This window comes from Mycobacterium paragordonae (assembly GCF_003614435.1).
GTDB lineage: Bacteria > Actinomycetota > Actinomycetes > Mycobacteriales > Mycobacteriaceae > Mycobacterium > Mycobacterium paragordonae.
On sequence record NZ_CP025546.1, the window covers coordinates 3,702,928 to 3,720,364 of the forward strand.

Sequence of the window (17,437 nt, forward strand, 5' to 3'; positions counted from 1 at the left end):
CGACGTAGTCGGCGAGTTAGACGACGATGTGTTGGTAGGGGAGCCGCATGCGGTGACTGTCAGAAAGGAAGCGGCGCAGACAGCGAGCGTGAGGACCGGAGACACCCGAGGAAGATTCACCGGTGCCACGCTACAGATGCCGCCTTGCGGGCTTAACGAAGGATCGCGACCAGGAAGTCCGAGTCGTCGCCGAACGGTCGCAGGTCCCAGGTGGACAGCAGCAGGTCCGTGGTGAATCCGGCTTCCTGCGCGTCATTGAGGAAGTCACCGAACTCGTAGTTGCGACCGGCGCCGAAGCCGATCACCGCTCGGCCGCCGCCGGCCAGATGCGCCCGCAATCGGGCAAGCACGCGGACCCGGGTGCTCGGTGCGAGAAAGGTCATCACATTGCCGGCGGAGACGATCACGTCGAACGGGTCGGTGATGCCCTGTGCCGGTAGGTCGAGTTCGGCCAGGTCGGCGACCACCCAGCGGGGTCCGGGATGGTCCTGCTGGGCGGCCTCGATGAGGACGGGGTCGACGTCGACGCCGACGACCCGGTGGCCGAGCGATGCCAAATATCCGCCGATGCGGCCGGGGCCGCAGCCGGCGTCGAGGATGCGGGCACCGCGGGGCGCCACCGCGTCTACCAGGCGTGCTTCACCGACCAGATCGTCACCGGCGCGCGCCATGGACCGGAAGCGTTCGACGTACCAGTGCGAGTGCCCGGGGTCCGCCGCGACCTTTTGCATCCAGAGACTTTGATCGGCCATGTAACTCATTGTCCCAAGTGGCACGGCGGGACCCGTCCGCGACCGACCATGTTCGGCGGGCTAACGCCGCCGTAGCGCGGCGCGCGCCAAATCTGCTGTCGCCGAACGCAATTGATCGGGAGAGTCCAGCGCCGAGGGAAAATCGACGCGGGCGCGGGCTTCGCCGCGCGCAGTGCGCACCCGCAGGTGCAATCCGTATCGGTCGATGCTGGCGCATTCCGCGGAATCGGTGTCCGGATAGCCCCCGAAAGCCCGGGCCATCGCCACCAGAGCGTCGGCGTGATCGGCATTGAGATGCGCAAGGGCGCGGGCTGACCCGAGCGCAACCGGATCCGGCGCGGCAGCGTGGTAGTCCTTGCCGGTGACCGACTCCATACGGCCGTATCCGCCCACCCAGCGCACCCGCTGGACCTGAAGCAGCCACAGGGTGAAATCGCTGAAGTCCAGATAGGAATGGGCGCCCGGCACCGCGTCCAGGTATGCCTGGCGAGCTGCGTCCGATTCAGCGACCGCGGGACGGGTGACCGTCCCGGCCAGGGTCACGCGGCTGCCGGCCAACGGGTCGGTGTCGTCGCTAGCCGCCACGATCGACATGCTTGCCCGCGGGTCTCCGGCCAGGTTGCGGCCGTGCTCGGCAAGGTTCGATACGCACAGAACCGGCGTCCCACCGACGAGTCCGTAGGCCACCAGTGAAGCCCAAGGGTCGCCGTCAGCAGTCAGCGTGGCCAGCGTCGCGGCATTCGCGGCGGCAGCGATGGTGCGCGCCGCCTCCGCTGCCGACGGGCCACCGCCCTGCGCTTGAACCGTCACGCAGGCGAGGTTACGCGTCGGGGCGTGCCGGTTGTCGGGCAATGGCGTCCTGTTTAGCTCGTGGAAATTCAGGCTGGGGCGGTCCTGGGTGAGACGTGTTTCGGCAACACCAGTAAAGCCGCGATCAGGAAACACAGTGCCCCGACGAACGTACCGATGTTGGCCAGCCAGGCGTCCTCGGTGATGCCCTTCTTTGTGATGAAGGCGCCGGCTGCCGAAACACCGAATGCGATCGAGCCAATCATGTTGATCCATGCGGCCAACCAATCACGTGACTTCAGTTGAAAGATGCCGACCACGAGGGATACCGCCCCAACCCCCAGGACCCCGCTTACCAGAAAGGCGACCGAGCCGGCCGCGTCCGGCCCCCAGACGAAGTGCCGGCGGGAGGGCAGTCGATGCGCCCACAACGCTGCGCCCGTGCTGACGTTGAAGCACAGGGTGCCCCCGAACTGCGTTGCCGCGGAGAGCCATTCAGCACGTATCGATGGTGTTGCCCAGGACCGATCCATCGACGGCCGACTGAGCACCAGCTGGAGGAGTGCCGCGCTGGTGAAAAACCACGAGCCGACGTAGCAGAGCAGATTGGTGGCGCCGGCTCCGCCGACCATGGCGAACCCCGGAGCCGTGGCGATCGCAAACAAGGACGAACCGATCGCGAACAACCAGCACTGGGTCCGCAGTATCTCAGAATTCATGGTGTCAGTAACCCGCGAATCCTACAAAATGCAACGCCGCCGCCGGCCGGTCCGGGTGTTACGCGGGACCGCTCAACTGCCGACGGCCCAGAACATTTCACTACGGTCTCGGTTGCGCAAAGGTGCTGCACCGTAGCCGCGAGGCGACGGCCGATGTCGCCCACTGGACTTTAGGGTTATTTCTTATGGCCGGACTGGGCAGACGTGCGAAGCGCTGGCGCACAGCGCTTCACGTGACCGTGTCGGCATTGATGGTAGCCATCTCGGGAGTCGCCATTGCGCCGGTGGCTCATGCGGCGGCGGCAGTGGCCACGCTGAGGGTGACATCGACGTGGCAGACCGGTTTTATCGCCAGCTTCACGATCACCAACATGAGCATGGCGCCGCTTTCCGACTGGAGGCTCGAATTCGACATGCCCGCAGGGCAGTCCGTCATCCACACGTGGAACAGCGCCGCTGCGCAAGCCGGTACGCACTGGGTGATCACCCCCGCGAATTGGAATCGCATGATTGCACCCGGCGGTTCAGCTACGGGCGGTATGAGGGGCGTGCTGAGCGGCACGTATACGGCTCCGTCGAATTGCGTGCTCAACGGGCAGGTTCCCTGCAGCTAACACCGCTGGGGTGGCTGCGCTGATGTGTCAGCCGATCGGCCGCCACGCGCCGACGACAGCTTCCCGGTACCAGCCCACTCGATCGCGAATCTGCACCCCGACGCGATTCTGGGCGTTCACTCGGCTGTCGAGGATGTGCCCGTCGTCGAGGTAGATCACCACGTGCGAAGCACGGCCGGCATCGCCGTTGGGATGCAGGTAAACCAGATCTCCGGGTTCGAACGGACCTTGTTGGGGAATGCGCCCGCCCATGGGACCGGCCGTTCCGTCTGCCTGCCGGTGGACGTCACCACCGAATTTGATTCCCAGACCGTAGTTGTAGACCCAGGCGGTGAAATTCGAGCAATCCAATCCTCTGCCCGGACTCCAAGCGGTTGGCCCATCGGGGTTGTCAGGGTCTGGATTATCTTCCGGGGCACCGGCATACGTCGAGGTCGTCGGGTCCCACCCGGGAATGTGGTGGTGCCGGTACTGCAATCCCAGCGCGTTGCCGGGTGCGTAGATATAGCGCATGGCAACAGCCAGGACGCGTTCCTGCTTCCACGTTCTGGAATTGCACTGCGCACCTTGCGGAATCACCGGCGCCGGCAGATTGTCCGCCGCCGGTCCCCATCCGTGGTTGGCGTAGTGGCCCTGGGCATCGGTCCGATACCAGTCGGCTGAAGGCTCGTGAGACTCAGGCAGTTGGTCGCGGCCGGCGAAATCCGCCGTCAAGGAAGGCCACGAGCAGGAGAACGGGTAGGCAAAATCTCCGTTACCGGCTCTGGCGAGCCCGACGGGTAAGAAGACGGCGATGGCCGACAGCGCGACAGAAAGCGCCGACCGAACCGAGCAGAGAAGCTGTCTCCGACGCGTCATCAGATCCCCTGCGTATCGAGCCATCACCCAGCAGACCAATGCTAGGCGGGACGAACTGGGCGTCGACGCATTTCTTTCAGGGGAGTGGCCGAACAGTCCTTGCGGTGTGGCCGATCCAGGTGAAGAGCAGCAGGGGTATAGCCCAGACCGTCAGAGGACCTTGCAGCGACAGAGGACCGCTGGGTGCGATGAACGCGATCATGAGGAGAACATGTCCGGCGGCCGCGACGGCTGCGATGTGCGCAGTTGATCGCCGCAGCACCCGATATCGGTAGACCGCAATGGCAAAGCATCCCAGAGCCACCGCGGCGGGGATCCCTGACATTGCCAGGAGACCCAGGGTGAGGTCGTACAGCAATGCTGATATTTCGGCACCGCGGGGTCGATACAACAGGAGATTGAACGCGGTGAATCCGCTGAGTATCAGCGTCACCATTCCGATGATCCCGAGGCTGAACCCGGTGGGTAGCGGCGATTCGGCAGGCAACTGGCTGCGGAGACGAGTCCATAGTGCCGCTCCGAAGACGATCCAGAGTCCGACACCCACGGTGTAAAGAACCTGGGTCGCAACCAGTCGGTCATGGTGGTTTGCTGCCCAGCGCGCGATGTCGGCACCCGACGTGTGCGTCGCGGGTACCAACCAGATTGGGTAGATGGGAATGGCGACCGCTGGGACGACAACGCCCAGCGTGCCGGTCCACCGTGCCAGGGATGCAGAACCGTCTTGGTGCTTTTCAAGGCGCGTTCCTTGAGTCATTTTCCCCTCCCGAGCAACTTCACTTACCAGTGGATAGATACCTTCCACTGGTAAGACTGCAGGATATGGCAGAACTTATCAATGGTCAGTTTCGTCGGTAGAGTGCCGTGCATGACGACGGAGTCCGACAAGCCTTACCACCACGGACAACTTGGCCGGGCCGGCATCGACGGGGCTGTGGAGGAAGTCGAGTCGGTCGGAGTGGCCGCGGTGAGCATGCGTCGAATCGCACGACGGGCGGGCGTGTCACACGCCGCTCTGTCCTACAGGTTCGGCGACAAGGCCGGGATATTCACCGCTGTAGCGACCGAAGGATTTCGCCTCGCGGCGGCGGCTATTGGCTCAAAAGCGTCTGGGCCCAACGGTTTTGTGCACGGCGGCCAGGCCTACATCGCATTCGCGCTGACCCATCGAGGGTATTTCGAGGTGATGTTCCGGCCGAACCTCTATCGCGGCGATGATGCTCAACTCGCGGAGGCGAGAGCTGCCGCCTTTGGAGTCCTCTACGGAAGCGCCAGAGCCAGTCTTGAGGCGCATCGCGGAGGTCCCGTCTCAGACGACGAAGTGCGGGGGTTGGTACTGGCGGGCTGGTCGACCTCGCACGGATTTGCAACCCTGGCTCTGACAGCTAATCTCTCGGAGCAGTTGGAGGCCGGGGCAGATGCGCTTGCCGCGCTTATAGTGCGCGGTACCGTCACGATGGGAGAACTGGCGCAGAGCGCTGAATCTCAACTGGACCCGGGCGAAAAGAACAGTGCCGGTTGATAATTGGGCCCAAATCGCTACGAGGAACGCGGTAGCGCGCTACCTTTGCGCCAGTCGTCCCAGCTGAGCGTCCAGTCGCCGTTCTGCTCGATCTTCAGCGGCGGCCCACCGGTGTTGTGCACCTCGACAACGTCACCTGGCACCGAGAAGTCGTAATACCATTTGGCGTTCTCGCCGTTGAGGTTCAAGCAGCCGTGCGAGGTGTCCGTATTGCCTTGAGCCCATACCGTCGAATCGAGCTGGTGCAGGTAGATGCCGTCGATGCTGATTCTGGTGGCGTAATTGATCGTCTCGCGGTATCCGAGCCGCGAATTCTTCGGCAGCCCGAAGGTCGACGAATCCATCACCACCGGATTCCCCCTGTCGAGCACGGTGTAGACACCCGGGGGAGTCCAGAACGACAAGGTGCGCCCGCCGACGGTCTCGGTGCCGCCCATGCCCATGGACGTGGGCATGGTCCGGACCAGTTTCCCGTTGTCGAATACGCTGACCAGCTTGGTCGCATCGTCGGCGATGGACACGTGCGCGTCGCCGATGCGAAACGACACCTTGCTGTCGTCCTGCCCGAACATGCCGCCGCCCAACGCAATACCGTAAATCTTGGCTTCTGCGGTCACCGCAGTGCCGGGCGAGTAGTAGTGCTCGGGCCGCCAGTGGGCGTTCTGAGAGTCGACCCAATACCAGGAACCTTGGACGGGGGGATTGGTGGTCACAACCAGCTGACGCTCGGCGGCTGCCCGATCGGAGATCTGCTCATCGAAGTGCGCGACGACGACTGTGCCGACCCCGTAGGTACCGCCTTCCCGCAAGGCAGCTTCTGACGTCATGGTGAACGACACCTTGGTCTGATTGGACGGCCGAACGGTGGAGAATTTCGAAACCTGTGAACTGTCAGCGCCGTTGGTCCCGCGACTGGTGACGGTCAGGGTGTAGGTGTGTGCGTATCCCAGCGGACCCGTCGGTTTCCACACCGTGTTGTCCGGCGTCATGACGCCGTCGATCTGCTTGCCGCCGTCGTTGACCATGCGTACCTCGACCAGCGTTCCCGCGTCGGCCTTCACCTCCACCGGTGCCGTCGGTTGGATGTCACGCGCATTCGGGCTGGGCGTGATCGTCACCCGCGCGGGACCTGTCGTCGGCGCGTCGCCCAGTGAATGGCGCGCGGAGCACGCTGGGACCGCCGCGCCCAGCACCCCTAGCACGAACAGCACGGACAGTAGAAGGCGGCGCCGCCTGCCATGAAACATGTTGGCTTTCATCGCCAAATGAGGTAGCCAACGGGCGTGAGCTTCAAACCGTTGGATTGCTCACCTGAACGCGGGTGATGATGAACTTATGGCCGACGACGAACTAGACGCCTTGTACCGGGTTCCTCCGAATCAGTTCACCACCGAACGGGCGAAATTATCCGCAGCGGCCAAAAAGCGAGGAGATACCGATGCGGCCCAACGGATCTCAGCAGCCCGCAAACCCACCACAGCGGCGTGGATTGTCAACCGATCGGTGATCGAGCACCGGGAGACGAAGACCCGCTTGGCCGAGCTGGGTGACAAGCTGCGCACCGCGCACGCCGCGATGGACGCCGTGCAGATTCGAGAGTTGTCTGCCCGCCAACACCATCTGATCAACGAACTCGCCCAAGCCGCATTCGATGCGGCCGAGGTGAAGAATCCGTCATCGACGGTGCGCGACGATATCGCCAGCACGCTGCAAGCCGCCATCGCCGACCCTGAAGTCCGAGCACGCCTTGGTCACCTGACCAAGGCCGAACGTTGGTCAGGCTTCGGTGACTTCGGCGACAGTGCGGCGGTGTCAGCTACCACCGGACCCAAGCGGACGGCGGCGCCGGCCAAACCATCCCGGTCGTCCAACGCACCGCAGCGCGACCAGGAAGCCGACGCCGCCCGGCGGGAGCGCGAAAGGCTGGCGTCAGCGGTGACCGCAGCCGAGCAGGCAGCGACGAAGGCCGACGGCCTGCTTTCCGACCGGCGAGCCGAGCGCGACGCCGCCCGGACGCGGCGTGACGACGCAGCCGCCGACCTGAGCAAGGCAGAGCGTGCGTTGACCAACGCTGAGAGAAAGTACGAAGAGGCGCGCCGGATTGGCCGCGATGCTGCGCAGGCGCTGAAGGAGGCCAGGGCACGGCTGAAGCGGTCGTAGCATTTCAGTGCTGCATTGAACTTAGATCCCGTGCTGCACGTGTCCTGTTTGCGGCTGCGCCGCCTGAAACCGCGAACAGTTCCCGGGCGGCCTCCACTAACCTGAGGCGGTCGCAGCGGGTTCATCGACAGTAGGGGAGAAGCCATTGTCTGAGGTGAACGCGTTTGTCAATGTTGTGCCCGATGTGGTCACGGCCGCGGCCCAGGACGTCGCGGGCGTCGGCGCTGCGCTTGACCAGGCGTACACAGCGCTGACGCCGGCGACCACATCGGTGGCGACCGCGGCCGCGGACGAAGTATCTGTCGCAATCGCCGAGTTCTTCTCCGGCCACGGACATGCCTTCGCAGCGCTCGGCGCGCAGGCTGCCTCGTTCCAGGACCTGTTCGTGCAGGCGCTCAACAACGCCGGCCAGCGGTACGCGGCCGCCGAGACCGCGATCGTCAGACAGCTGCAGGCGGCCACCGCCGCGCTGCATCTCCCGCCGATCTTCGGGCCGCGACCGGTGCCCTCCCCGGTGCCCGTCGATCCCGCCCAGTTCGCCGGCACCTACTACGAGCAAGGCAGCGTCAAGCAGTTCTTCTCGCTCGGCCTGGTGAACACCAAGGCGACGTACAGCCTCAATCCGGACGGCACGATCCGCGTCCAGAATTCGGGTAACTACTTCTTCAACAACGGCCTGCTGTCGTCGATCACCGGGTCGGCGGTGCCGCTCAACGCGACCAACACCGCGCTGGACGTCAGCTTCCTGCCGTTCAAACTGCCGTTCAGCCTCAGCGGCCCGACTGGCAACTACATCATCGTCGCGCGCGCGCCCGACTACAGCTGGGTCCTGGTCAGCGATCCCACAGGCTTCAGCGGCTACGTCCTGACGCGTGACCAGTTCATTGCGCCTCAGCAGTATCAGCAACTCGCGGGACAGCTTGTTTCCCTGGGCGTTTGGGGGCCGATCACGCCGACCCCCCAGTACGCTTCCTGACCCGTCCCGGCTAGCGGGAGGCGCCGGCTGCCTGAGCCGCCAAACGGTCCGTAACGAAAGATTCAGTTGCGTCTCACCGGTGATACAGTGAGCAACATGAATACCGTCACTGTGCGCGATTTGCGCAATAACGGGGGGGAAGTACTCCGCCGCGTTGAGCACGGCGAGCGGATCGTGGTGACACGGGATGGTGCGCCGGTGGCCGAGTTGCGTCCCTTGCCCCGTTCCAGCGCCAGCCCGACCGAACTGATTCGTCGCCGGAAGAATCTTCCGCGAGTGAACCCGGATTACCTACGTCGCGACATCGACAACCTGATTGATCCGTCCCTATGACCGAGGCCCCACGAAAAGGGATGTTGGACACCTCCACGGTGATACTCCTCGGTGAGATAACCGATTCGACCGAACTGCCTGACGAATCGGTCATTAGCGCGATAACTCTGGCGGAGCTCTCGTTGGGTCCCCATGTCGCGCACGATGATGCCGAGCGCAGCGCGCGTCAACAGCACCTGCAGCAGGCTGAATCAGACTTTGACGTAGTGCCGTTCGACAGCGATTGCGCGCGGGCTTTTGGTGGCGTTGCCGCGACGCTGCGGGCATCGGGACGCAAGCCGGCGGCGCGCGCATACGATGCGCTCATCGCCGCCAGCGCAATCGCACATGCTGTTCCGCTCTACACTTGCAACCCCGGCGACTACGCCGGTATCGCACGGCTGGACCTTCGGCCGGTCACCCACCCACACCGTCGATAGGAGCCCCGACGCGAGGGGGTGCGGAGGTCGCCGACATTGGCCTAGAGAAGAGCAGGGCGCTTTGGACGCCGTAGGCAAAAGCATCACCCTCGCGCTTGTAGCATTCCGCTGGAATTTGTAGCACCCTGCTACAGGAGGTACGGCCATGACGAACGTCTCCGACCGCGTCACCAGGATCGCGGCCGACCTGGTAGACAGCGCCGCTGCCGAAGGGGCGCGCCAGAGCCGATCAGCCAAACAGCAACTCGATCGAGATAGCCGACACCGCAAGGATTTACGTCATCGGTGCACTGGCGTGGCCGTCCTGGGCGTCGGAGGAACTGACCCGACGCTGGCCCCGCTAAGAGGCCCGGCAGGAATCCGCAGTCCGCTAATTCAGACGCGGATGAACTTCTGTTCGCCCATGCCGAACATCCCATCGACCGAAAGGTCGACGTCGTCGGTGTGGATCCGACCTTCGTACCAGCCGAAGGGGGCGTAATACTCGGCCAGCGATCGGCGCGGGCCGACGTGCATCTCGGAACGGACAGTCGGCGTGAATCGCACCTCGACCTGGCCCGAGCCGTCGGCGTCGCGCACGATCCAACAACGCCAGGGCCCGTCGGGGCGTTCCACGTGGACGGCGGGCAGGCGGTGGACCTGGTCGCCGAACCAGACGGCGTTCTCGTTGTAGCGCTGCGGGTCGCGCACCTGATTGTCGGTCAGGTTGAAGCCCTCGACCCTGCCCTCAGGGCTGCGGCGCACCGCGGTCACCCAGTCGTACCGCATGGGCGAGGGGTAGTCCCCGTGGTGGTCGTCAAGGATCATGAACGAACGGTCGGGGTCGAACACGGTGAGCTCGGCCCCGGCGCGGAGCGTGCCGGCGAACGGCATCATCGTCTTGTGCGAGTACAGCGCCCGATCGTCGGCGAAGGGGTGGCAGATCACCAGGTGTCCGGCCTCTCCGGGTCCGCAGCGCCCGGCGCCGTGCAACTCCAGCGGCGGTAGCGCGCCACGCCCAGGGTGGCTGGCGTCCACCGCGACCAGGCCCGAGTGCATCTCGTTGGTCAGCTGCAGCGAGAAGCGTCCAATATGACCGTGGGACCGGGTGTGGTCCAGGCCGCGAGCGACGTGCACCATCGAGGTCGGCACCTTCTGCTCCCACCGACGGATCGTCGCCGCCTGCTTGTCGACGACCAGAACTTGCAGCAGCGAGATCGACTTGGTGTCGTAGACGGCGCCAAGCACGAACACCGCGTCGTCACCAAGCTGGAACGCCTCCCACTCTTTGAGTCGGGCGTTGCGCGCGGCGCGCTGCAGGCGACCACGAATTCCGGTGGCGGTGACAACGTCGAGTGGGTTGATCTGCGCGATCGGGCCGTTGTAGGTGCCGAATTGGTAGCGACCGTCGGAAACCAACTGTGCGGGTGGCGGCTCGTGCGTGCGCAACAGGCTGGGCGGACCGGTCGGCGAGGTCTCGGTGTCCACCGCCGGAGCGTACCGGAGAGGCAGCACCTAGGGTTCCGCAATATTTCTCCGACACGATCCGTGAACCCGTCAAGGAGCGGCGAGGGGAGCGGCCTACCTATCGGCCTTGACGACGCCGGCCCGGCTCCAATTCATGTCCGGGTGGCAATGAAGTTACGGACCTGAGACGTATTTTCGGCGTGGCGCGGCGGTAGTGGTGACGCTCGCTAAGCATGGTGCGCTCAGACCACCACTCTGTGCTGTGACCGTTAGGGATCGTTACCGCAATCGCGATTTCGCGCTCGTATCTTTGGACATACGAGAACGCCTAACCGGAGCGCTCGAACCACATTACGCCTGTCGGCGTCTGCAAGTCTTGGGGGCTGAGAAATGACCACCGCAATCGGCACGCACAACCCAATGAAGTCATACGCGATTGATGAGCATGACGATTTCATGTCGGCGGTTGCAAGCATCAACGCAATTGACCGCCGGGGGGATGGCGCTCTCGTCGAATTGAAGCCGCGGTGGCGACTCACCGAAGAAGAGATTGTGCGCGCCGCGATCGCGGTAATTTTGATATCCCTCATGGTTCTGATGGGCCTGGCCGCGGGCGCGATCTTGACGATGGGTTAGCAGCGCCTGATTTCGATCTCGTTGCGTAGTTCACCGACAACGCTGAAAGGTGCGCAGCGCGGGCCAGGTGTGCATCGCGTGGTGGAAGCGGTCCGTGGTGCGGTAGCTGGCCGATCTGGTATTTACCGCGTTGTGGCGGTTTACGCGACACTGCTGACGATCGCGATAACCAGCCCGCCCAGGGTCAACACCCCAACTACTACTGCGGCGGCGATCGCCCGGTTCCGTCGGTGCCGCCGAGCGTCGTAGATCGCCATCGCGATGCCGGCCAAGATCAACCCAGCATAGGCCGCCAGCCCCACCGTCAACGCCGCCGTTGACGCGGCGCTAGCAAGGGTCACGCTGCGCACGACGTGAGCCTACGGCGCAAATGGAAGCATCGCTCCGATTATGGGCCGCCCGGATCCTGGCGACCGGAGGGCCGTCATTCACCCGGTGAAGCTAAGTATTACTTGACATAATGTCGCTTATCGGCAAAACGGGGATCTGGGGTTATCGGCGAACCCTGCGCGCCAACCGGGATGACCAGGTCATTTGCCCGAATCCAAGCAACGGTTCCGCGGGTCTCATCCCTCGAACATCAAGACGCAATGACTGCCCCCGCCCAGGCGCTCGAGCACTCAGGGCCGTACGTGCGGCGGCCGCGCACACGAGCACCCGGATGGCCGGCCCACTCGGGCAACGGCCCGCAACTCCGGCTTACGCCTCGACGACACTAAAACGTCACTGTGACGAAATCTCAGGCCGCGCAGGGCGATTAGGTCTCTCGCTAATCGGAAGCTGCAGACGCTGCCGGACCACACCGCCGTCGCGGGGCCGACAACTTGTGCCTGATCGACAGTTTGCAAGTATCGAATGATGGACCTCGAATTTGGCCCGCTCGGCAGCACGCCGCGTGAAGCGGACGCGTTCGTCCGCACGGAGATAGAGCGCTCGCTCCCGCCGGGATGGTGCGTGACTGGCCTCGATCAAGAATCCCCGCTTAGCGGCACTATTCGCCCGGACGATGGAGATTTGGACGGGGGCTATGGCGTCAAAATTGCACAAAGCCTTGATCTGCTGGCATTCACCTGGGGCAACGGTCATCCCGGCCCAGCGAGAATGGAGCATGCCATGAGCACTGCAATCATCTTGGAAATACCATTCTTGAAGACTGCGATACCCCACTGCGTCCGTCGACTGATCAATGAATTCCCGCAGAACAACTAGGGACTCACTTAATGGTTCACGCTGCCAAATTATGATGACCCCCATTACTCGAAATAAAGCCCGGTTGCACCAAATTTTAATGAAGAAGTAGCGGGTATTTTCATCGAGTACGAAAATCGCCTCAAATTAAGTGGAGAACGGACACACGACTTATGTCGATGCCATCACCTGAAGATGTTTTTGCCGCGATGCTGGATGAATACGCGTTGAACAAGCTTGTGCACGCGTACTGCCGCGCCGTGGACCGCGGCGACCTGGAAACGCTGCGAAGTCTCTACCACGACGACGCGCAAGACGAACACGGCGCGTTCTCATCGGGTTCGGTGGCCGACTTCATTCAGACACTCGCGGACTCCCGCCGATTCATCCTGTCCATGCAGCATCACATCACCACGACAAACTTCGCGGTGAGCGGGAGCTACGCGGAGGGCGAGATCTACAGCATCGCTACGCACACCTTCGCGACCGGCAAGGGAAAATCCGACTTGGTGATCGGTGGACGTTATCTCGACAAATACGAGAAGCGGTTCGGTGCTTGGAAAATCACCGAGCGCCAGATCGTCACCGACTGGGCTCAGGTGAACAACCCCTCCATCGTGGACTTCAGCCACCCGATGACGCGCGATACGCCCACGGGCAGCGCTGGTCCCGATGATCCATCCCACAAGTTCTTCCAGCTGATTGGAAGGGTCTGCTCCGACAGCAGCCGCCCTGCCCGCCCAGAATGATCACACCGGCCCCTATCCAACACCCAGCCCTGACCCCGTAAAACGTCACAGTGACGGATTACACTGCACGACACGGACATTCGTATTAATCAGGTCACTCCGTTATTGCCGGTTTGGCCGAACAACAGCCCGCCGGTGCCAGCGGTCCCCGGGCCTCCAGGTGTCGCCCCGAGCCCGCCGTTGCCACCATTGCCACCGTTGCCGGCCACGACGGCGTTGCCGCCGGCGCCGCCTTTCCCTCCAGGGCCCGCGGGCCCACCGGCAGTGCCACTCGTGCCACCGGCACCACCGGTTCCTCCGTTGCCGATCAGTCCCGCGTTTCCAGCATTGCCGCCGTCTCCGGCAATGTTCTGAAACGAATTTCCGCCGTCGCCACCGTCGCCGCCGTTACCGATCAACGAGGCACCGGCGCCACCAGCTCCGCCCTTGCCGCCGATGAGACCACCGAGGCCACCTTGGCCACCGGTCCCACCGTCGCCGACGAGCACGCCCGCATTGCCACCGGACCCACCCGCACCGGCGCTCTGCGTGCCGCTTCCGCCGGATCCGCCGGCACCTCCATTACCAAACAGCAGCCCCGCCTTACCTCCGGCCGCGCCGACCGCGCCATTCGTGACCATGCCCAACCCATCCCCGCCGTTGCCCCCGGCTCCGCCGTTGCCGGCAAGAATCCCGGCCGCGGCGCCGAGCCCACCGGCTCCGGCGGTGGCACCCGCGCCCCCGTTCCCACCGGCGCCACCGTTGCCGATCAGCGTGTCGGACCTTCCGCCGGCCCCGCCAACGCCGCCCACCGTGGCGCCGCCACCACCAACGCCGCCGTGACCACTGTTGGCGATCAGCATGCCGGCATTGCCCCCGTCTCCGCCTGCGCCACCCGCACCCGTCAGACCCGCCCCGCCATTACCCCCATCGCCGCCGCTGGCGAACAGCAGCCCGCTGGTGCCGCCGGCGCCCCCGGACCCGCCGTTGACAGTGCCCCCGCCGCCGCTGCCACCAGCCCCGCCCGCACCGCCAAGTAGACCGCCAACACCGCCGGCGCCCCCACCACCACCGTTGCCTAGCTCTCCCGCTCCGCCGGCGCCCCCCGCACCGCCGGCACCCAGAAGAAGTCCACCCGTTCCACCGACCCCGCCTGCTCCGGCAGTTCCGTTGCCGCTGGCGCCGCCGGTACCACCGGCGCCACCGTTGCCCCAGAGCAGACCACTTGCGCCGCCAGCGCCGCCTGTGCCGCCCGGATTGAAGCCGGACGCGAGTCCGCCGGCTCCGCCGTGGCCGCCGTTGCCTCCCAACAAGCCTGCAGCGCCGCCGACTCCGCCGTTGCCCCCCTTGCCGTTAAGCGCTCCGCCGCTGCCGCCCGCTCCACCGGGGCCGCCGTTGCCGAACAACCCCGCTGCCCCACCGGCGCCGCCGTCCTGATTGGCCGCTCCCGAACCTCCGGCCCCGCCGTTGCCGTACAGGATGCCGCCGGCCCCACCGGTTGCCCCGGTACCGGGCGCCCCGTTGGCGCCGTTGCCGATCAGTGGGCGGCCGAAAAACGCCTGCGCCGGCGCGTTGACGGCGTCGAGAAGAACTTGCAGCGGCGAAGCGTTGGCAGCCTCGGCGCTCGTATAACCGATACCAGCGGCGCTCAGACGCTGCACAAAGTCGTTGTGGAAGGCCGAAACCTGCGAACTGAGCGCGTGATACGTCTCCGCATACGACCCGAATAGCGCAGCGACAGAAGTCGATATCTCATCGACACCAGCGGACAGTATTTCCGTCGTCGGGGCCAGTGCCGCCGCATTCGCCGACGCAATTGCCGAACCGATGCCCGCCAGTTCTGGGACCGCCGACGTCAATATTGCCGACTCGAATACCACAAAAGACATTGCGCTCCCTTTGGTTACAGCGCGGCCCGAACCACACTGCCGGGCTGACGGTATCCACTCGATGAGGTCTTCGGCGGTCAAACCGCAAGGGGTGACAGCAACCCCACAACAAACTGCCAGCTAATAGCTAAAAGGGGTTCGCACGCGAGTGCGATCCGACGCTAGGAGCAGTCGCCCACCTGGTCGATGACTTTCTTCAGCGGAGCCGCGGGCGTGACGCCCGGGGCGTAGCCGGGATTGTCGGCAGACCAAGCAATCTTGGAACAGTAACCGGGGCCGGTCGGCTGACCTGCGCGCCAAGTCTCGAGCGTGGGCCGGCAGTTGTAGATGTCGGCCTCGTTGGCGAACACCGAACGATCCGGCACACCTGGGCCGTGCTGCCAGACGATGAAGCCGCTCGAGACCGGCAGATCGCAGGGCAGTTGAGGCACGGGAATCCTGATGATGTCGGCGTGTGCCAGCGGCGCCAGGGCCAACGCACTTGCGGCAAGCAATGCACCCATTGCAGATCTCACTGGAATGGACAATTCGACTGCCCTCTTTTCTGACCTGTCGCGAGGCATACCAAGGCGTGCTGCCTCTAGATTAGACCCAGGCGTTGACCAGCAAACAGCCGATCGCGTGGGTTTACGATGACGCTGTGGCGGATGTGACGGTGGCGATATTCACCTTCACCAAGAACGAAGCGACGGCCGTGACGGAGTTGCTGACACGCCTCTGCGTCGACCTACCTGCCTTCGGCACATCGGTCTGGGCGCCGACCAAATCGGGCGAAGAAGCGTTAGCAGGCCGCTTGTCGGACGGCAGGACAGCCCGGCTGGAGCACCATGCGCTGAGCGCCCAAGGGAATGTCGTTGCTGCGGCCGCGCTCAGCAGATCAACCCGCGAGAATCGCGCCGATTACTACGTCTTTTACGGCTGCTGCGGAACACTCGATCCCGGGCTGATCGGCCAGGTGTTCCGGGCTGAGAAGGTGTCGTACCTGTCGTTGGGAGTGGTGGCCGCCACCGCGGACGGCGAAGTCGTTCAGCTGCAGAACAAGTGGATCGTCCGAACGCAGCCCAGCGAGCAAGCCCCGCTCGATGCGATCGAACTGCGGGCCGGGTCAGCAGGCGCGCCCGGTTCGGTATGGGGATTGGACATTCCCGATGCTCACGTTCTCGCCACCGACAAGGTGATCAAGATTTCGCCAGGTGTTGCACCGGCGCCCTTGGAGTCACCATCGGGCTATCCCGTTTACGCTAAAGAGAATTGGACCTACTCGCTCGCACTTGCCCTCCATTCTCAGTTGGCCACCACACCCATACTCGTCGACATGGAGTCCTTCGGTATAGCGTCCACCATGCGCGCGTTGGGCTTGTGTGAGCGCGTGCTTGTGCTGCGCGTCGCATCAGATGCGTTGACCAACAAGGTAGATCAACGCGATGAGGATCAACTGGATTTTCTCAGAGCGGGCCTGCCTGAGCTGGCTGCTGCGGTAGCAACGATTTTGGGACTCTGAATGATGCCGGAAGACAGGCCGCGGACCCTCGAAGACGAGGTGCGCCGACTGCGCGCCGGCATCGTCCGGCAACCGCCGTCGACGCGCGACCCACGGGAATCGGAGATGGTTCGGGTCGTCTCCGCCGCCTCGCTCGCCTGGGATGGCCAACTCGACCGGGTTGATCGGTTCTCTCGCCCGCTGCTGCCGTCGGCCACCCTGAATGAGGAGCGCGCGAACCCGGCGATGACATCGCAGCTGTTCCTGGAACAGGTGGCTTCCGATTATCGGCGAGTGGCGTCCTGCTCGCTTGACCTCCGCGAGGTGGAAGCACGGCGCAATACCGCACAGGGCACGAGGATTCTCGAGTACGCCGGTGTCGCCAGTCGGCCGGTGGCACCTCTGGCGGTCGGGCAACACCTCGCGGCCGATGAGCGCGCCGCGGACCTGGCGAGTGTGGTGGCGCCGTGGCTGGTGTCCACTGCGGATCTGGACTCGCAATGTGCTGCGGCATTCGGTGACGTCCTTGGGCCGTTGATTCAAACGGCACTGAACAATTCGCGCGCCGACACCTCGATCGGGCTGCCCTCTTGGTCGGAGCGGGTGGGAGAAATGTGGTGCCAGGAGTTCCTCGCCGCAGGTGCCGAGATTTTGAACTGTCCTGCCCTGCTTTCCCGCTCACACATCGACGGCCGGGGAGCGTCACGGCAAGACTCGGCTGATATCACCGAGACCACCAACGCAGTCGTTGCGCTTGCCGAAACGTTCCGTTGTGTTGCGGACGTAAGAGTAAGTGCCACTGGACACTTGCCGAAAATCGGCCTCGTTCTCGCCGGCGACGCACTCAGCCAGGACGAGTTGGACCGGTTCACCACCCGTGCGCAGAACCTACCCGCGGAAGTGACGATTCTTCCTTCTTAGGTCTGAC

Annotated in this window: 21 protein-coding genes and 1 pseudogene; 12 read left to right on the top strand and 10 right to left on the bottom strand. The window is 64.2% G+C overall.

Features of this window, described 5'->3' with window-relative positions; all coding sequences use genetic code 11:
- Positions 1-152: 152 nt before the first annotated feature.
- The 3 genes from C0J29_RS16860 to C0J29_RS16870 form a co-directional block, all read right to left on the bottom strand.
- Entirely contained in the window at positions 153-752 is a 600-nt protein-coding gene (locus C0J29_RS16860) for a class I SAM-dependent methyltransferase (RefSeq protein ID WP_065045663.1), read from the bottom strand.
- A 60-nt stretch (positions 753-812) separates the two neighbouring features.
- Entirely contained in the window at positions 813-1,562 is a 750-nt protein-coding gene (locus tag C0J29_RS16865) for a HugZ family pyridoxamine 5'-phosphate oxidase (protein ID WP_242460455.1), read from the bottom strand.
- Positions 1,563-1,630: 68 nt separating this feature from the next.
- Complete coding sequence (locus tag C0J29_RS16870) at positions 1,631-2,260, bottom strand: hypothetical protein (RefSeq protein ID WP_120793015.1); 630 nt, start codon at positions 2,258-2,260, stop codon at positions 1,631-1,633.
- A 185-nt stretch (positions 2,261-2,445) separates the two neighbouring features.
- Here C0J29_RS16870 and C0J29_RS16875 point away from each other — a divergent pair, with 185 nt between their 5' ends.
- Complete coding sequence (locus tag C0J29_RS16875; protein ID WP_120793016.1) at positions 2,446-2,874, top strand: cellulose-binding domain-containing protein; 429 nt, start codon at positions 2,446-2,448, stop codon at positions 2,872-2,874.
- A 27-nt stretch (positions 2,875-2,901) separates the two neighbouring features.
- Here C0J29_RS16875 and C0J29_RS16880 read toward each other — a convergent pair whose 3' ends face one another.
- A complete protein-coding gene (locus C0J29_RS16880) occupies positions 2,902-3,732 on the bottom strand; it encodes an NlpC/P60 family protein (protein ID WP_162951494.1) in 831 nt (276 codons plus the stop codon).
- A 76-nt stretch (positions 3,733-3,808) separates the two neighbouring features.
- Positions 3,809-4,537: a hypothetical protein gene (locus C0J29_RS16885; RefSeq protein WP_240743914.1), complete on the bottom strand. Its 729-nt coding sequence runs from the start codon at positions 4,535-4,537 to the stop codon at positions 3,809-3,811.
- A gap of 63 nt (positions 4,538-4,600) precedes the next feature.
- Here C0J29_RS16885 and C0J29_RS16890 point away from each other — a divergent pair, with 63 nt between their 5' ends.
- Positions 4,601-5,254 carry a TetR/AcrR family transcriptional regulator gene (locus C0J29_RS16890; protein WP_065164666.1) on the top strand — a complete coding sequence of 218 codons (654 nt, stop codon included), beginning with the start codon at positions 4,601-4,603 and terminating at the stop codon, positions 5,252-5,254.
- Positions 5,255-5,271: 17 nt separating this feature from the next.
- On the opposite strand, the gene C0J29_RS16895 is transcribed toward C0J29_RS16890, so the two are convergent.
- Complete coding sequence (locus C0J29_RS16895; protein WP_120793018.1) at positions 5,272-6,513, bottom strand: L,D-transpeptidase; 1,242 nt, start codon at positions 6,511-6,513, stop codon at positions 5,272-5,274.
- 76 nt (positions 6,514-6,589) lie between these two features.
- Here C0J29_RS16895 and C0J29_RS16900 point away from each other — a divergent pair, with 76 nt between their 5' ends.
- The 5 genes and pseudogenes from C0J29_RS16900 to C0J29_RS16920 form a co-directional block, all read left to right on the top strand.
- Complete coding sequence (locus tag C0J29_RS16900) at positions 6,590-7,414, top strand: hypothetical protein (protein WP_120793019.1); 825 nt, start codon at positions 6,590-6,592, stop codon at positions 7,412-7,414.
- Positions 7,415-7,568: 154 nt separating this feature from the next.
- A complete protein-coding gene (locus C0J29_RS16905; RefSeq protein ID WP_242460656.1) occupies positions 7,569-8,390 on the top strand; it encodes a PE domain-containing protein in 822 nt (273 codons plus the stop codon).
- 96 nt (positions 8,391-8,486) lie between these two features.
- Complete coding sequence (locus C0J29_RS16910) at positions 8,487-8,723, top strand: type II toxin-antitoxin system Phd/YefM family antitoxin (protein ID WP_082978099.1); 237 nt, start codon at positions 8,487-8,489, stop codon at positions 8,721-8,723.
- Positions 8,720-9,142, top strand: a complete 423-nt coding sequence (locus C0J29_RS16915) for a type II toxin-antitoxin system VapC family toxin (RefSeq protein WP_162951495.1) — start codon at positions 8,720-8,722, stop codon at positions 9,140-9,142. The genes C0J29_RS16910 and C0J29_RS16915 overlap by 4 nt, the downstream gene beginning before the upstream one ends.
- Positions 9,143-9,287: 145 nt before the next feature.
- Positions 9,288-9,404, top strand: a pseudogene (locus C0J29_RS16920) (TA system antitoxin ParD family protein); the annotation flags it as partial.
- Between the two features lie 113 nt (positions 9,405-9,517).
- Here the strand turns inward: C0J29_RS16920 and C0J29_RS16925 are convergent.
- Positions 9,518-10,609 carry a DUF2804 family protein gene (locus C0J29_RS16925; protein WP_242460456.1) on the bottom strand — a complete coding sequence of 364 codons (1,092 nt, stop codon included), beginning with the start codon at positions 10,607-10,609 and terminating at the stop codon, positions 9,518-9,520.
- A gap of 369 nt (positions 10,610-10,978) precedes the next feature.
- Here C0J29_RS16925 and C0J29_RS16930 point away from each other — a divergent pair, with 369 nt between their 5' ends.
- Positions 10,979-11,224, top strand: coding sequence for a hypothetical protein (locus C0J29_RS16930; RefSeq protein ID WP_120793022.1), 246 nt, complete (start codon positions 10,979-10,981; stop codon positions 11,222-11,224).
- A gap of 140 nt (positions 11,225-11,364) precedes the next feature.
- Here C0J29_RS16930 and C0J29_RS16935 read toward each other — a convergent pair whose 3' ends face one another.
- Positions 11,365-11,574 (bottom strand): hypothetical protein, encoded by a 210-nt coding sequence (locus tag C0J29_RS16935; RefSeq protein WP_065164661.1) that lies wholly within the window; start codon positions 11,572-11,574, stop codon positions 11,365-11,367.
- A gap of 508 nt (positions 11,575-12,082) precedes the next feature.
- Here C0J29_RS16935 and C0J29_RS16940 point away from each other — a divergent pair.
- Both C0J29_RS16940 and C0J29_RS16945 read left to right on the top strand, forming a co-directional pair.
- Complete coding sequence (locus C0J29_RS16940) at positions 12,083-12,433, top strand: hypothetical protein (RefSeq protein WP_162951496.1); 351 nt, start codon at positions 12,083-12,085, stop codon at positions 12,431-12,433.
- 158 nt (positions 12,434-12,591) lie between these two features.
- Complete coding sequence (locus C0J29_RS16945) at positions 12,592-13,161, top strand: nuclear transport factor 2 family protein (RefSeq protein ID WP_197748210.1); 570 nt, start codon at positions 12,592-12,594, stop codon at positions 13,159-13,161.
- Between the two features lie 89 nt (positions 13,162-13,250).
- On the opposite strand, the gene C0J29_RS16950 is transcribed toward C0J29_RS16945, so the two are convergent.
- Complete coding sequence (locus C0J29_RS16950) at positions 13,251-15,029, bottom strand: PE family protein (RefSeq protein ID WP_120793025.1); 1,779 nt, start codon at positions 15,027-15,029, stop codon at positions 13,251-13,253.
- A 161-nt stretch (positions 15,030-15,190) separates the two neighbouring features.
- A complete protein-coding gene (locus C0J29_RS16955; RefSeq protein WP_120793026.1) occupies positions 15,191-15,532 on the bottom strand; it encodes a hypothetical protein in 342 nt (113 codons plus the stop codon).
- Between the two features lie 137 nt (positions 15,533-15,669).
- Here C0J29_RS16955 and C0J29_RS16960 point away from each other — a divergent pair, with 137 nt between their 5' ends.
- Positions 15,670-16,530, top strand: a complete 861-nt coding sequence (locus C0J29_RS16960; protein ID WP_162951497.1) for a hypothetical protein — start codon at positions 15,670-15,672, stop codon at positions 16,528-16,530.
- A gap of 3 nt (positions 16,531-16,533) precedes the next feature.
- Positions 16,534-17,430 carry a hypothetical protein gene (locus C0J29_RS16965; protein ID WP_162951498.1) on the top strand — a complete coding sequence of 299 codons (897 nt, stop codon included), beginning with the start codon at positions 16,534-16,536 and terminating at the stop codon, positions 17,428-17,430.
- Positions 17,431-17,437: the final 7 nt, after the last annotated feature.

Bases quoted from the DNA above. Each gene is read 5' to 3' on its own strand.
- C0J29_RS16945 (WP_197748210.1), top strand. From the start codon at position 12,592: ATGCCATCACCTGAAGATGTTTTTGCCGCGATGCTGGATGAATACGCG.
- C0J29_RS16965 (WP_162951498.1), top strand. From the start codon at position 16,534: ATGCCGGAAGACAGGCCGCGGACCCTCGAAGACGAGGTGCGCCGACTG.
- C0J29_RS16870 (WP_120793015.1), bottom strand. From the start codon at position 2,260: ATGAATTCTGAGATACTGCGGACCCAGTGCTGGTTGTTCGCGATCGGT.
- C0J29_RS16890 (WP_065164666.1), top strand. From the start codon at position 4,601: ATGACGACGGAGTCCGACAAGCCTTACCACCACGGACAACTTGGCCGG.
- C0J29_RS16950 (WP_120793025.1), bottom strand. From the start codon at position 15,029: ATGTCTTTTGTGGTATTCGAGTCGGCAATATTGACGTCGGCGGTCCCA.
- C0J29_RS16880 (WP_162951494.1), bottom strand. From the start codon at position 3,732: ATGACGCGTCGGAGACAGCTTCTCTGCTCGGTTCGGTCGGCGCTTTCT.
- C0J29_RS16915 (WP_162951495.1), top strand. From the start codon at position 8,720: ATGACCGAGGCCCCACGAAAAGGGATGTTGGACACCTCCACGGTGATA.
- C0J29_RS16900 (WP_120793019.1), top strand. From the start codon at position 6,590: ATGGCCGACGACGAACTAGACGCCTTGTACCGGGTTCCTCCGAATCAG.
- C0J29_RS16895 (WP_120793018.1), bottom strand. From the start codon at position 6,513: ATGAAAGCCAACATGTTTCATGGCAGGCGGCGCCGCCTTCTACTGTCC.
- C0J29_RS16910 (WP_082978099.1), top strand. From the start codon at position 8,487: ATGAATACCGTCACTGTGCGCGATTTGCGCAATAACGGGGGGGAAGTA.
- C0J29_RS16875 (WP_120793016.1), top strand. From the start codon at position 2,446: ATGGCCGGACTGGGCAGACGTGCGAAGCGCTGGCGCACAGCGCTTCAC.
- C0J29_RS16860 (WP_065045663.1), bottom strand. From the start codon at position 752: ATGGCCGATCAAAGTCTCTGGATGCAAAAGGTCGCGGCGGACCCCGGG.
- C0J29_RS16940 (WP_162951496.1), top strand. From the start codon at position 12,083: ATGGACCTCGAATTTGGCCCGCTCGGCAGCACGCCGCGTGAAGCGGAC.
- C0J29_RS16955 (WP_120793026.1), bottom strand. From the start codon at position 15,532: ATGGGTGCATTGCTTGCCGCAAGTGCGTTGGCCCTGGCGCCGCTGGCA.
- C0J29_RS16930 (WP_120793022.1), top strand. From the start codon at position 10,979: ATGACCACCGCAATCGGCACGCACAACCCAATGAAGTCATACGCGATT.